We start from the raw sequence: 13,974 nt of genomic DNA, 5'->3' as shown, positions 1-13,974 counted from the left end.
TCTTTCTCGCTCGTAGATTCATGGTCATGACGAACGACGGAACGCCGATCAACCCGCAGAGCAGCACCAGCACCAGCACGTCCGAGCCCAGGGTCAACTTCGCCAAGGTCGCGCCCAAGGCCTTCAAGGCGCTGATCTCCTTCGACGCGGCGGCCCGTGAAGGGCTCGAACCCTCCCTGGTCGAACTCGTCCAGATCCGGTCCTCCCAGCTGAACCACTGCGCCTACTGCCTCCACATGCACACCACCGACGCCCGCAAGGCGGGGGAGAGCGAGGAGCGGCTGCACATGGTCGCCGTATGGCGCGAGGCCCGCCACTTCTTCACCGACCGGGAACAGGCCGCACTCGACCTCACCGAGTCGGTCACCCTGATCGACCGGGGTGGCGTCCCCGACGGCGTCTACGCCCGAGCCGCCGCCCACTTCGACGAGGCCGAACTGGGCCATCTCCTGACCCTTGTCCTCGCCATCAACACCTGGAACCGGATCGCCATCACCGGCGCGAAGACCGCGGGGACGGACGAGCGCAACTCCTGAGTCGTGTCCGCAAGGCCCCGTCCGGCAACCGTCGTCAGACGGTCGCCGGACGGTCGTCGGGGGCGATCGGTGCCGGCAGACCGGTGCGTCCCGTCAGGTATCGGTCGACCGCCGCCGCGACGGACCGGCCCTCCGCGATCGCCCAGACGATCAACGACTGGCCGCGCGCCGCATCACCCGCCGCGAACACCCCGGGCACGGTCGTCGCGAAGTCCGCGTCCCGCACGACCAGACCGCGCCGGTCGACTGCCGGGCCCGGGTGCCCGATCAGGCCGCCCGACGGATCCGGGCCGGTGAACCCGAGGGCGAGGAGCACCAGATCCGCCCTCAGCACCTGCTCCGTGCCGGTCCGTGGACGCCGCCGATCCTGCGGCTCCACCTCGACCAGGTGCAAGGCACGCACCCGTCCTTGTGCGTCCCCCGTGAAGCGCAGGGTGGATGCGGAGAACAGCCGAGCGTCCGCATGCGCCACCGGCGCCGATCCCAGTTCACCTGCCTCCTCGTGTGCTGCCGACATCCGATAGATCTTGGGATGCACCGGCCATGGTTCGGCGACCTCGTCCCGCTCCGACTCCGGCAGCGGATGGATGTCGAGCTGGGTGACGGAGGCCGCACCCTCGCGTACGGCCGTGCCCAGACAGTCCGCCCCGGTGTCCCCGCCGCCGACGATGACCACATGGCGTCCCGCCGCGGAGAGCGGGGACGGCGCCCGATCGCCGTCACACGCCCTGTTCGCCGCCGGCAGATACTCCATGGCCTGGACGATCCCGCTCAACTCACGGCCCGGTACGTCCAGTTCCCGCCAGCTGGTCGCGCCGACCGCCAGGACCACGGCGTCGTACCGCGCCTCCAGTTCGGCCCGCGTCACATCGATTCCCACGGTGACGCCCGGCCGGAACTTCGTGCCCTCCGCCCGCATTTGCCCGAGCCGCCGATCCAGCTGGTCCTTCGTCATCTTGAACTCGGGGATGCCGTACCGCAGCAGCCCGCCGATGCGGTCCTCCCGTTCGTACACGACGACCGTGTGCCCGGTGCGGGTCAACTGCTGTGCGGCGGCGAGCCCGGCAGGCCCGGAGCCCACGACTGCCACCCTCCGGCCGGAGAGCCGCTCCGGCGGTCGTGGACCTGCGAAGCCGCGCTCCCAGGCCTGATCGGCGATGGCCACCTCCACATTCTTGATCGTCACGGCGGGCTGGTTGATCGCCAGTACACATCCCGACTCGCACGGGGCCGGGCACAGACGGCCGGTGAACTCGGGGAAGTTGTTCGTCGCATGCAGCCGGTCGGCCGCCGCCCGCCAGTCGTCGCGCGCCACCAGGTCGTTCCACTCGGGGATCAGATTCCCCAACGGGCAGGCGTCGTGGCAGAAGGGGATGCCGCAGTCCATGCACCTGTCGGCCTGCGGCCCGACGATGGGCAGGAGCGCACCGGGCACGTACACCTCGTCCCAGTCCCCGACCCGCTCGGCCACGGGCCGGCGCGGCCACTCCTGTCGTGTGGTGGTGAGAAAGCCCTTGGGATCGCCCATGCCGTCTCCTTGCGACGGTTCGCTCCCTGCCGGCCCCCCGGATGATGCTCCTTCCTCGTCACGATACGACGCGCCCATGGCCCCGGCGACCCGATGACCTGGGCAGATATCGGATCTCGCTGCTGTCGTGCATCGATCCGGTGACTGCAGTGCCCGCTGTGTCCTGCGGGGCAGTTCAGGCGGCCAGGCCGAGGACCAGGCAGACGCAGGCCGCCAGTGCCGCACCGCCCCGCACGTGATTCCACACCGTCCACTCGCGCAGGAACCGCGCCCAGTGCTCGGCGCTCGCGGGGGCCTCGGGATCGAGCTCGTCCAGAGCCTTGTTGCGAGGTATGTTCGCCGCTCCCGTCACGCCGAACGAGCCCACCAGATACAGCAGGCAGCCGAGCCACAGCTCGATCCGCCCGGGGTCGGGTGACTCCACGAGCGTCACGACGGCCACCACGACGGACAGCACCGTGGTGCCCACGAAGACGGCGAGGAACCTGGCGTTCACGATCACCACGTTGATCTTCTGCATGGCGGCTATGCCCTGCGCGGCGGGCAGCGCGCCCAGTGCCCGCATCACCGAGGTGGAGAAGGCGAAGAAGACGCCGGCCATCAGACCGCATCCCAGAGCGGTCAGCAGAGTGAGGATGAAGTACGGACCGTCGATCATGACAATTTCCGTTCTGCGAAGACTGGTTGAAGACTGGTGGAGGAAGGCGCGTGTTCCGGGAGGGAGAGCTGAAAACGGGCTGAGGAGAGCTCCTGCGGCGCGGACGCCGAAGATCCTGCAGTGCGCGGTGCACCACTACAAGTGAATTGCCTCCGGCCCTCGCGGACCATGGCCGAGGCGCGCGGCGGCATACGTCGTCGTCCACCGTCGCCGTCCGCATGCGGGGTGGCACGCCCGGCCCTCCGGCCGGCCGAGCGCCCATGCATGATGGGGGCCGTGCACCTCCGACCGATCACCTGGGAGCGGCTCACCGAAGCTGTCGCGGACCGCTTGTCTGCGCACCGGTCCGCACCGGGCGACCTGTGGCTGAGGATCGCGGTGGACGGGGCGCCGGCCGCGCAGCCGGACCGGTTCGCCGCGAGACTGGCCGACGCACTGCGGGAACGCGGCAGCCCCACGCTCTCGATCGACACCCACGGGTTTCTACGCCCGGCATCCCTGCGCTTCGAGTACGGCCACGAAGACGCCGACTCCTATTACGACGGGTGGTTCGACACCGGTGCGCTGTGGCGCGAGGTCTTCGGGCCGCTCGAGTCCGGCGGGAGCGGGCGCGTGCTGCCCGATCTCTGGGACCCGGAGCGGGACCGGGCCACCCGCAGCGCGTATGCCGAACTCCCGCCCGGTGGCGTGCTCGTCGTCCATGGCCCCCTCCTCCTCGGGCACTGGTTCCCCTTCGACTGCGTCGTGCATCTCGCCCTGTCCCCGGGAGCGCTGCGCAGGCGCACCCCTCAGGCCGAGCGCTGGACCCTGCCGGCCTTCGCCCGCTACGAGGCCGAGGCGGCGCCCGCCGAGACCGCCGACGTCGTGGTCAGGGCGGATGATCCGAAGCGCCCGGCCTGGTGGGCCCGCTCCGGCTCGGACGCCGACCCCGAGGGGACGCGGTGACCGTCCGTGACGCCTCTCGGTGAGCGGGTGCGCACCGGACGGGGCGGGACGAGAATGAGTCCGCCGGTACCCGCGGCGCCTCCCGTGTCGCACCGGCTGTCCGGACCGCAGGAGGTACCAGATGACCACCGCCGGAGACATCATGCACCGCGGCGCCCAGTGGATCCCCGGCCACGAGACGCTGGACAGGGCGGCCCAGCTCATGAGTCGCCTCAATGTGGGCGCCCTGCCGATCAGCGACGAGAACGAGCGTCTCTGCGGCATCCTCACCGACCGGGACATAGTGGTGGGCTGTGTGGCCAAGGGCCACGACCCCGCCAAGATCACCGCCGCCGAGATGGCACAGGGGACTCCCCGGTGGATCGCCGCGGACGCCGACGTGGGTGATGTGCTCGAGGAGATGAAGGGGCACCAGATCCGCCGTCTCCCTGTGATCGAGAACAAGCGGCTCGTCGGGATGATCAGCGAGGCCGATCTCGCCCACCACCTCACCGACGAACAGATCGCGGGCTGGGCCGAGAGCGTCTACGCCCGGAGCTGAGCGCCGGCGCACCGGGGCCCGGGCTCCGAGCGACCGCTCCGGCGGTCCGCAACTGCCCACGGACGCACGGGGACTCGGAAGCGGCCCCTGGCTGTCGCCGGGGGCCGTCGCCGCGCCCGCTCGGGCCGGCGCGAGTGCGGATTCAGCGGACCCGGCGGACCCGGCGGACCCGGCTGTCGCGGTGGATCGGACGGACGGTGCAGATTCGATCAAGCGTGAGTAGCTGTTCATGCCTGGTATACACCGGCCGAGTCGCCGAGGTTCCCATTCCGACGCAATCGGTTCGGGAGGCCGCGTCGCCCGGCGCCGCGCTCCGTATCCGGCGCCGCGCTCCGTATCCGGCGCCGCGCTCCGTGCCCGGCGCCGCGGCGGTGATGAATCGGGCGGCCGAACGGCCCGCAGAATGCGATCCGATCCGGACAAACTGGAATGATCGCCGCATGACCCGAACCGACAGTCACATGCTCGGACACCCACAGCCCGAGCAACCCGGCGCCGTACCCCCCGACGCCGATCCCGCCGGCCCCTCGCACGCCGCCGCGCCCCGGTCCTCGCGACCGCAGCCGCTGCCCTCCGCAACCCCGTCGTCCCGGCGCGATGCACTGGCAGCTCTGCTCGACCCCACGTCGATGCGCCATATCGACCGTCTCGGCCTCACGACCGGCTGGCGGTGCTGGGAGGTCGAAGCGGGCGGCGACTCGCTCGTCGGCCGTCTCGCCAAGCGGGTCGGCCCCACCGGCCGGATTCTCGCCACCGATCTCGACGTGTCGTGGGCCCGTTCCCCGGTCCGCCCGCCACTGGAGGTGATCCGGCACGACATCGGCCGGGACGCGCCGCCCGGCGAGGGCTTCGACCTCGTACACGTACGACTTGCCCTCGCTCATGTCCCGGACCGGGAACAGGCGTTGCGCACGATGATCAAGGCTCTGCGGCCCGGTGGCCGACTGCTCGTGGAAGAGGTGGATCCGGCGCTGCAGCCGCTGCGCTGCCCGGACGAGTACGGCGCCGCGCAGCAATTGGCGAACCGGATCGGCCAGGCCTGCACCGCGGTTCTCGCAGGCCGCGGCGGACACCGCAGCGAGGGCCGTACGCTGCCACGCCGGCTCCGCGAGTACGGCCTCGTCCAGGTCGGCGCCGATCTCCACGTCACGCTGTCGGGACCGGAAGCGGCGGCGCTGGACGCGGCGACCGTGGGCGAGTTGAGGGACCGTCTGGTCGGCAGCGGATCCGTGAGCGACGCCGAGATCGAACGGCACCTGGAGCTGCTCGCGGCCGGCTCCCTCGATGTCGCGGCACCGCCCGTGATCTCGGCCTGGGGACGCAGACCGGCACGCTGATCCGTGCCGTTGCCCGGAGGGGGATGCTGCCCCGAGGGGACCGTTCACCCGAAGGGGCCGTCTACCCGAGGGGACCGCGGCGCTCCCGCCAGGTGTCACGCGTCGCGACGCTCGCCGGGCCGTGCCCCCACCCCCTGCACGGCCGCCGCCCCCGCACGACAGCCCGCCGCCGCGGCCTCGGCGTCGCCGAGGCCCGCGAGCCGGGCGGCGAGGAAGGCGCCGGTGAACGCATCACCGGCGCCCGTCGTGTCGCGGGCCGTCGCGGTCACGCCCGGGACACGCTCACCGCCCGGTCCGCCCGCCCGTACCAACAGGGCCCCGGACGCCCCGAGCTTGACGACCACCAGCGGGAAGAGACGGCTCAACTTCGCGGCCGCGTCCGCCGGTTCGGGCAGCCCGGTGAGTACCGCCGATTCGTCCGCGCTCGGCAGCAGTACGTCGGCCCCCGCGGCAGACTCGAGGAAACTCTCCACACCGGTCTGCCGCAGGAACCCGGCGGACGCCGGGTCCACGCTCACCGGAATCCCTGCGGTGCGCGCCGCATCGAGCGCCGTGACCGCGAGCGAACGGCTCGGCTCGGCGAAGAACAGATAGCCCGACAGGTGCAGATGACCGACGCCGTCGAGCAGTTCGGGTGACCAGTCGGACGGTGAGATCCGCAGGACCGCGCCGCCGTCGGAGAGGAACGTCCGCTCCGCGTGCGCGTCGACCAGGCAGATCACCGTCCCGGTCGGCGCTTCCGCGTCCACGACGAAATGCGGTCGCACACCCGATTCACGCAGCACGCGCGCGTGCCCCGCGGCCGCGTCCGTGCCCACCCTGGCCAGCAGACGGACGTCCGGACAGCCGTGGTGCGCGGCCCACGAGGCGACGTTCGCCCCCGCTCCGCCGGGCAGCGTCACGATGTCGGCGGCCGTGTCCGTGCCCGGGGCCAGCGGGGTGTCGTGGCGGGCCACCACATCCGTCACGACGTCGCCGACCACCAGCAGCGCCCCGCTCATGCGACACACGCGATCGCGATCCGGGCTGCCAGCGTCACGTTCCCCCGCACCGCGGCCAGGTTCGCCTCGAGCGAGGCACCGCCGGTGTGGCGCATCAAGTAGTCGAGCAGGAACGGTGTCACGGCCTGCCCGGTGATGCCGTCGGCCGCGCAGGCGTGCAGCGCATCGTCGAGCACACGCGCGTGGAGGACGGGGTCGAGCTGCTCGGACTCGGGCACCGGATTCGCCACGATCAGCGCCGAACCGGGCCCGTCGAGCGCGTCCTGGGCGCGGATCACGGCGGCGGCCTCGGCGGGGGAGTGCAGCGTCCAGTCCACCGGCAGGCCGGAGTCGGTGAGGTAGAACCCGGGAAACCGGTCGGTGCCGTAGCCGGCGACGCATACTCCGAGCGTCTCCAGGCGCTGCAGCGTGGCCGGCACGTCCAGGATCGACTTCACGCCCGCGCAGACGACGGCGATCCGGGTACGGGCCAGCAGTCCCAGATCGGCGGACTCGTCCTGCGTCGACGTCCATTCGCGGTGCACGCCGCCGAGACCGCCGGTGGCGAACACCCGCACGCCCGCCCGGGCGGCGAGGAAGGCGGTCGCCGACACCGTGGTCGCGCCGCTCGCGCCCGTGGCGAGTGCCGGCGCCAGATCGCGGTGCCCCAGCTTGCGGATCTCCTTGCCGCCCGCGATCCGCTCCAACTGGCCCTTGTCGAGGCCGATCCTGGCCGCACCGTCGATGACCGCGACGGTGGCGGGGACGGCACCCTGCCGCCGTACCAACGCCTCCAGTTCCACCCCGACCTGGAGATTGCGCGGTCGCGGCAGGCCGTGCGCGATGATCGTCGATTCGAGCGCCACCACGGGGAGCCCCCGCTCCAGCGCGTCGTGCACCTCTTCGGACAGCACCAGCACCTGAGGCCTCCCGTCGACCGCGTGGCCCGGTGGCCCTTCGTGCGGGCCTCGCCGGGGCGTACGTCTGATCCCTGGCGACTCCGGAACGCCGTCAAACCCCCGACCGCCGGGACGCTGATCGGCAGAACGTCCCACCGGGCGTCCCGTGCGTCGGAACAGCCCGAGCCGGAACACCCGGCGTCAGAAGAGCGGCTGTGGCAGTACGCCCTCCAGCGCGAGGAGTTGACGCTTCGTCTCGAGGCCGCCGCCGAAGCCGCCTATGCCGCCGTCGCTCTCGACGACGCGATGGCACGGCACCACGACCGGCAGCGGATTGGCTCCCATCGCCAGGCCCACGGCCTGCGCGGCGCCCGGCTGGCCCACCCGCGCCGCGAGATCGCCGTATCCCACCACCGAGCCGTACGGCACGTCGGCTGCCAGTGCGGACAGGACCTCTCGGTGGAAGGACGAGGCCAGACGCCAGTCCAGGTCGAGCTCGAAGGTGTGCAGTTCGCCCGCGAAGTACGCCGCGAGCTGGCGTATCGGCTCGGCGAGGCGCCGCGATTCGGGCGCCTCGGCGACCTCGCCGCCGAGGCGCGACACGAGCCGGCGCAGCGCGGAGTCCCGCACGCCGTCGTCGGCATGGAAGGCGACCAGGACCAGCCCCCGGTCCGTCGCGGCCAGGAGGAGCGGGCCGATGTCGGTGTCGACGACGGCCCACTCCGCGACCGGTCCGGCCGCCTGCTCAGCTCGGTTGGTGTTCACGCCGACCACCGTACGGCCGGGCACTGACAACCGATCTCGTACGGACCGACGTCAGCCCGTGCCGACCGCTCCGCGCACCACGTCAGGGGCGTTCGAGATGATCCCGTCGACACCGAACGCGGTCACACGCACGGCGTTCGGGATGTCGTCGACCGTCCAGGTGTAGATCTCCAGAGGCTTGTCGTGCGGGCCCTTGAGGGACTGGATCGCCGCGACGTAGCCCGCGGAGATCGTCGTGTGCGAGGAGTTGATCTGGTCGGCGAACTCGGCGTACTCGGGGAGCTCGGCCACCGCGGGCGTACCCAGGAACCCGGTTTTGATGTCGGGGCGCAGGGTGTGCACGGTACGCACGCTTCCGGCGTCGAAGCTCTGGACGACCAGCTTGTGCTTGACGTGCTGCCGGTCGAGCCAGCCCGACCTGCGCAGCTCCCGCAGGGTCTCCTTCTCGATGCCCGGGTACAGGTCGGGCGCCTTCAGTTCGAGGACCAGCTTCTGGTCGTGACGGGACACCCGGTTCATGTACTGCTCGAGGGTGGGCACGCGCGCGCCCGCGTACTTGGCGTCGAACCAGCTGCCGGCGTCCAGCTTGGCGATCTCGGCGGAGGTGAAGTCGGCGACGTTCCAGGGGGCGCGGTCGGGGAAGACCTCCTCGACGTTCGTGGTCCTCGCGAGGGTCGTGTCGTGCATGACCACGAGTTCGCCGTCCTTGGTCCGCTGGACGTCGTTCTCCACCCAGCTGATGCCCAGTTCGGCGGCCTTGTCGACGGCGGCGAGCGTGTTCTCCGGTGCGTAGGCGGACGCTCCGCGGTGGGCGACGACAACGGGCTTGTCGGTCGTGCTGTCGGCGTGGGCGGTGGTGGCGGGCAGCAGCAGGGCCGCCGCTCCGGCCAATGTGACGGTGCCGGCGGCTGCGACGCGTGCGTACACATGAACTCCTCGGTTCGGTAATCGCTTCCTGACCGAGAGTTACAGGCACGGGTCAACGGCAAACGGGCACAACATGGCCATGGGCTGAACGGAGTTGCCCCTGAGGGCTTCGTCCCGTGCTGCGTGTGCGATTCTTTGGCGAGAATCGCTCGTGCGTTCCTGGACGTGCGCCCTACTGCTCAACCGACCACGACCACCGGGGCAGCCGTGGAGCGCAACGGCGACACATCGGGGAACACGGGTGGAAGGGCGACCGCGCATGCAGGGCACGATCGACGGATTCAGCTATGGGCTCGTCACGCCTGTCGTTGCCTATCTGATGGCCTGTCTGGGCGGCGCGCTCGGGCTGCGCTGCACCGCCCGGTCGTTGCTCGTGAGCAACTCCTGGCGTCCTGGCTGGCTGGCCCTGGGATCGGCCGCGATCGGCTCGGGCATATGGACCATGCACTTCATCGCGATGATGGGATTCAGCGTCGCCGAGACGCCGGTCACCTACGACGCGCCGATCACCTTCGCCAGCCTGGCGGTGGCGATCGTGATGGTGGGCGTGGGGATCTTCATCGTGGGATACCGCGGGGCCACCGTGATGGCGCTGTTCACCGGGGGCACCATCACCGGCCTGGGTGTCGCGTCCATGCACTACCTGGGAATGGCCGGAATGCGACTGAGCGGGACCCTGGAGTACGACACCCCGACGGTGGCCCTCTCGGTGGTCATCGCCGTGGTGGCCGCGACGGCCGCCCTGTGGGCGGCCGTTCAGGTGCGGGGCATCGCCTGGAGCCTGGCGGCCAGTCTGGTGATGGGGCTCGCCGTGAGCGGTATGCACTACACGGGGATGGCCGCCCTGAGCGTGCATCTGCACGACGCCGCCCCGGGTGCCGTAGGTGACTCGTCGGCGGACCTTCTGGCGCCCCTGATGATCGGTCCGCTGGTCTTCCTGTTCCTGGCCGGCGTGGTGGTCATGTTCGACCCGAGGATGGTCATGGGCAGGCCGGACTGGAACCGCACACCGGTCGAACTCGGCCGCCCCGCTCACCCGGCACGGACGTCCCCGCAGGCCTCGCGGGGCGGGGCCGGGCGGCGCCGGGACTGGTGACGGAGCCCCGTTGTCGGTGCCGGGTCGTACGGTGGTTGCATGCGGCCCGAAACCAAGATCGAACAGCTCCGCCAGAGCGGCCGGCCCTTCGAGGTCGTCAGCCCGTACAGCCCGAGTGGTGACCAGCCCACGGCCATCGCCGAGCTGGACCGACGCGTGCGCGCGGGCGAGCAGGACGTCGTCCTGCTCGGCGCCACGGGCACGGGCAAGTCGGCCACCACGGCCTGGATGATCGAGAAACTCCAGCGCCCCACCCTGGTCATGGCGCCGAACAAGACCCTGGCCGCCCAGCTGGCCAACGAATTCCGCGAACTCCTGCCGAACAACGCGGTGGAATACTTCGTCTCGTACTACGACTACTACCAGCCCGAGGCGTACGTCCCGCAGTCCGATACGTACATCGAGAAGGACTCCTCGATCAACGAGGAGGTGGAGCGCCTTCGCCACTCCGCGACGAACTCCCTGCTGACCCGCAGGGACGTCGTCGTGGTCGCCTCCGTCTCCTGCATCTACGGCCTCGGGACCCCGCAGGAGTACGTGGACCGCATGGTCCAGCTGAAGGTCGGCGAGGAGTTCGACCGCGACCAGCTCCTGCGCCGCTTCGTCGACATCCAGTACACGCGCAACGACACGGCGTTCACCCGCGGCACCTTCCGCGTCCGCGGCGACACCATCGAGATCTTCCCGGTCTACGAGGAACTGGCCGTGCGCATCGAGATGTTCGGCGACGAGATCGAGGCGCTCTCCACCCTGCACCCGCTGACCGGCGAGGTCATCAGCGACGACCAGGAGCTCTACGTCTTCCCTGCCACGCACTACGTCGCCGGCCCGGAGCGCATGGAGAAGGCGATCCACGGCATCGAGAAGGAGCTCGACGAGCGCCTCGCCGAGCTCGAGAAGCAGAACAAGCTCCTCGAGGCACAGCGCCTGCGCATGCGCACCACGTACGACCTGGAGATGCTCCGGCAGATCGGATCCTGCTCCGGCGTCGAGAACTACTCGATGCACTTCGACGACCGTGAGCCGGGCACCCCGCCGCACACCCTCCTCGACTACTTCCCCGACGACTTCCTGCTCGTCCTGGACGAGTCGCATGTGACCGTCCCGCAGATCGGCGCCATGTACGAGGGCGACGCCTCCCGCAAGCGCACCCTCGTGGATCACGGCTTCCGGCTCCCGTCGGCCTTGGACAACAGGCCGCTGAAGTGGGAGGAGTTCCAGAAGCGCATCGGCCAGACCGTCTATCTCTCGGCCACCCCGGGCAACTACGAGCTGTCCCGCTCGGACGGGTTCGTCGAGCAGATCATCCGCCCGACCGGTCTCGTCGACCCGGAGGTCGTCGTCAAGTCCACCGAGGGCCAGATCGACGACCTGGTGCACGAGATCCGGAGCCGCACGGAGAAGGACGAGCGCGTCCTGGTCACCACGCTGACCAAGAAGATGGCCGAGGACCTCACGGACTACTTCCTCGAACTGGGCATCCAGGTCCGCTACCTGCACAGCGACGTCGACACCCTGCGCCGGGTGGAGCTGCTGCGCGAGCTCCGGGCGGGCGAGTTCGACGTCCTGGTGGGCATCAACCTCCTCCGGGAGGGCCTCGACCTGCCCGAGGTGTCCCTGGTGGCGATCCTCGACGCGGACAAGGAAGGCTTCCTGCGCTCCGGGACCTCCCTGATCCAGACGATCGGCCGAGCCGCACGAAACGTGTCGGGGCAGGTCCATATGTACGCGGACAAGATCACGCCGGCGATGGAGAAGGCCATCGACGAGACGAACCGCCGCCGTCAGAAGCAGATCGCTTACAACACGGAGCGCGGAATCGACCCGCAGCCGCTCCGCAAGAAGATCAACGACATCGTCGCCACCATCGCCCGCGAGGACGTCGACACCGAGGCCCTGCTCGGCACCGGGTATCGCAAGGGCAAGGACGGCAAGGGCGCGAAGGCCCCGGTGCCCTCGCTCGGCGACGCCAAGGCGAAGGCGGCCACCAAGTCCGGCTCCAAGCCGAAGGCCGGGGCCGGCACCCCCACGGACCGCCCCGTCGCCGAACTGACCGAGCAGATCGAGGAGATGACCGAGCGGATGAAGGCGGCCGCCGGGGACCTCCAGTTCGAGATCGCCGCCCGGCTCCGGGACGAGGTCTCCGAGATGAAGAAGGAGCTGCGCCAGATGAAGGAGGGCGGGCTGGCCTGACGGGCGGGCCGGCTCCGGACACGCGGCCGCGTCGCAGCATGCCGCCGTGTTGCAAGACCGACACAAATGACCGACCGGGGTGCGGGAGTGTCAGTGTCACTGCGTAGGGTGCTGGGCAACCGCACACAGGCGGTTGTTGGGGAATGTTCGAGAGGGGACAGCGCGTGACGGTCAACATGACCAAGGGTCAGGCCATCAGCCTGCAGAAGAACGACGGGGGCACCCTGACCGCGGTGCGCATGGGACTCGGCTGGCAGGCCGCGCCCCGACGCGGACTGTTCGGTTCGCGCACCCGGGAGATCGACCTCGACGCCTCGGCGGTGCTCTTCGCGGACAAGCAGCCCGTGGACGTGGTGTTCTTCCGCCACCTCGTCAGCGACGACGGCTCGGTCCGGCACACCGGTGACAATCTGGTCGGCGGCGCCGGTCAGGGCGGCGACGACGAGTCCATCCTGGTCGACCTGCAGCGGGTCCCGGTGCACATCGACCAGATCGTCTTCACGGTCAACTCGTTCACCGGCCAGACGTTCCAGGAAGTGCAGAACGCGTTCTGCCGCATCGTCGACGAGACCAACGGCCAGGAGCTGGCCCGTTACACCCTCGACGGCGGCGGCCAGTACACCGCACAGATCATGGCGAAGGTGCACCGCCAGGGCAGCGGCTGGCAGATGACGGCCCTGGGGAACCCGGCCAACGGCCGCACGTTCCAGGACCTGATGCCGGCCATCCTGCCGCACCTGTAAGGCACCGCAGGCCGGTTGCGACGTCGCGCGGCTCATGGAGGCGACCGCCTGCCGGGAGCCGCGCGACCGCGCAACCCAGCGCCGGCGGGGCGCAGCACAGCCGGAAGACAGCACCGAGGGGGACGAAGGCGATGACGGCCGAGCTGGTCAGGGGACAGAACCACCCGCTGCCCCAGACCCGTCTGGAAATCAGAGTGTCGGCCGGCAAGCCGGTCGTGGCGGGAGCGACGCTCAGCGACGGTGCGGGCAAGGTCCGCGGGGTCGAATGGGTCGCGCATCCCGGCTCGCCCCAGCTTCCGGGACTCGAGGTCTCCAAACAGGCCGCGGCCGACCATCGACTCGCCGTCGACCTCGGTGCGCTCCCGGCCGAGGCGGACCGGGTCAATGTCCTCCTCGCCCTGCCCGCCGGCGTCGGAGCGCCGGTCAACTTCGGTGCCGTGGCTGCCCCGTTCATCGCCGTCACCGGACTCGACGGCACCGAGGTGGCCAGCTACACGGTCACGGATCTGGACGCCGAATCCGCAGTCGTCGCGCTCGAGCTGTACCGCAGGCAGGACGCCTGGAAGGTACGGGCGGTCGGCCAGGGATACGCGGGCGGCCTCGCCGACATGCTCGCCGACCAAGGACTGCCGCAGGCCCACGAGTTGGCGTCCCAGATCCTGGACGCGGTGGCCCGTGGCATGGCCCGCTCGGTGGCCGCGCCGCCGCCCCGCACCGCGGACGGCGACAGGATCCGGCGTACGGCCCCCGCGACGGGACCCGGGTCCGGGGCCGATGCCACTCAGCCGGGCCCCGCCCGGCCCGCTCCCGCCGGGCCCGGCCCTCA

The 13,974-nt window shown here is 70.6% G+C and carries 14 protein-coding genes; 8 read left to right on the top strand and 6 right to left on the bottom strand.

What is annotated here, in order from left to right:
• Positions 1–20: 20 nt before the first annotated feature.
• Positions 21–536: a carboxymuconolactone decarboxylase family protein gene (locus DY218_RS18200; RefSeq protein WP_128557119.1), complete on the top strand. Its 516-nt coding sequence runs from the start codon at positions 21–23 to the stop codon at positions 534–536.
• Positions 537–570: 34 nt separating this feature from the next.
• Here the strand turns inward: DY218_RS18200 and DY218_RS18195 are convergent, their stop codons facing one another.
• A complete protein-coding gene (locus tag DY218_RS18195) occupies positions 571–2,064 on the bottom strand; it encodes a glutamate synthase subunit beta (RefSeq protein ID WP_128557118.1) in 1,494 nt (497 codons plus the stop codon).
• Positions 2,065–2,239: 175 nt separating this feature from the next.
• On the bottom strand, positions 2,240–2,722 hold the full coding sequence (locus DY218_RS18190) for an anthrone oxygenase family protein (protein ID WP_128557117.1): 483 nt from the start codon (positions 2,720–2,722) through the stop codon (positions 2,240–2,242).
• A 267-nt stretch (positions 2,723–2,989) separates the two neighbouring features.
• Between DY218_RS18190 and DY218_RS18185 the strand changes: the two genes are divergently transcribed.
• From DY218_RS18185 to DY218_RS18175, 3 genes are all read left to right on the top strand, one after another.
• Entirely contained in the window at positions 2,990–3,667 is a 678-nt protein-coding gene (locus tag DY218_RS18185; protein ID WP_199566775.1) for a nucleoside/nucleotide kinase family protein, read from the top strand.
• Positions 3,668–3,788: 121 nt separating this feature from the next.
• Positions 3,789–4,208, top strand: coding sequence for a CBS domain-containing protein (locus DY218_RS18180; RefSeq protein WP_128557115.1), 420 nt, complete (start codon positions 3,789–3,791; stop codon positions 4,206–4,208).
• A 440-nt stretch (positions 4,209–4,648) separates the two neighbouring features.
• The gene (locus tag DY218_RS18175; protein WP_233521682.1) at positions 4,649–5,545 is read left to right on the top strand and encodes a class I SAM-dependent methyltransferase; all 897 of its coding nucleotides are present in this window, start codon (positions 4,649–4,651) and stop codon (positions 5,543–5,545) included.
• Between the two features lie 95 nt (positions 5,546–5,640).
• Here DY218_RS18175 and DY218_RS18170 read toward each other — a convergent pair whose 3' ends face one another.
• The 4 genes from DY218_RS18170 to DY218_RS18155 all read right to left on the bottom strand — a co-directional run bounded on the left by DY218_RS18170 (position 5,641) and on the right by DY218_RS18155 (position 9,116).
• Positions 5,641–6,546 carry a carbohydrate kinase family protein gene (locus DY218_RS18170; RefSeq protein WP_128557114.1) on the bottom strand — a complete coding sequence of 302 codons (906 nt, stop codon included), beginning with the start codon at positions 6,544–6,546 and terminating at the stop codon, positions 5,641–5,643.
• The gene (locus DY218_RS18165) at positions 6,543–7,445 is read right to left on the bottom strand and encodes a pseudouridine-5'-phosphate glycosidase (RefSeq protein WP_128557113.1); all 903 of its coding nucleotides are present in this window, start codon (positions 7,443–7,445) and stop codon (positions 6,543–6,545) included. Before DY218_RS18165 ends, DY218_RS18170 begins: the two co-directional genes overlap by 4 nt.
• A gap of 180 nt (positions 7,446–7,625) precedes the next feature.
• A complete protein-coding gene (locus DY218_RS18160) occupies positions 7,626–8,189 on the bottom strand; it encodes a methylated-DNA--[protein]-cysteine S-methyltransferase (RefSeq protein ID WP_233521681.1) in 564 nt (187 codons plus the stop codon).
• 51 nt (positions 8,190–8,240) lie between these two features.
• Positions 8,241–9,116: a glycerophosphodiester phosphodiesterase gene (locus DY218_RS18155; protein WP_128557111.1), complete on the bottom strand. Its 876-nt coding sequence runs from the start codon at positions 9,114–9,116 to the stop codon at positions 8,241–8,243.
• 259 nt (positions 9,117–9,375) lie between these two features.
• Here DY218_RS18155 and DY218_RS18150 point away from each other — a divergent pair, with 259 nt between their 5' ends.
• The 4 genes from DY218_RS18150 to DY218_RS18135 form a co-directional block, all read left to right on the top strand.
• Entirely contained in the window at positions 9,376–10,212 is an 837-nt protein-coding gene (locus DY218_RS18150) for an MHYT domain-containing protein (RefSeq protein ID WP_128557110.1), read from the top strand.
• 39 nt (positions 10,213–10,251) lie between these two features.
• Entirely contained in the window at positions 10,252–12,405 is a 2,154-nt protein-coding gene (gene uvrB, locus DY218_RS18145; protein WP_128557109.1) for an excinuclease ABC subunit UvrB, read from the top strand.
• Between the two features lie 164 nt (positions 12,406–12,569).
• On the top strand, positions 12,570–13,148 hold the full coding sequence (locus DY218_RS18140) for a TerD family protein (protein WP_128557108.1): 579 nt from the start codon (positions 12,570–12,572) through the stop codon (positions 13,146–13,148).
• A 131-nt stretch (positions 13,149–13,279) separates the two neighbouring features.
• Positions 13,280–13,974 (top strand): TerD family protein (locus DY218_RS18135; RefSeq protein WP_147336150.1); only part of this gene is annotated, 695 nt, incomplete at its 3' end.

It is taken from the genome of Streptomyces triticagri (assembly GCF_003429565.1).
Taxonomy (GTDB): Bacteria; Actinomycetota; Actinomycetes; order Streptomycetales; family Streptomycetaceae; genus Streptomyces; species Streptomyces triticagri.
Note: the sequence above shows the minus strand (reverse complement) of the source record. Positions and strands in the feature narration are given on the sequence as shown.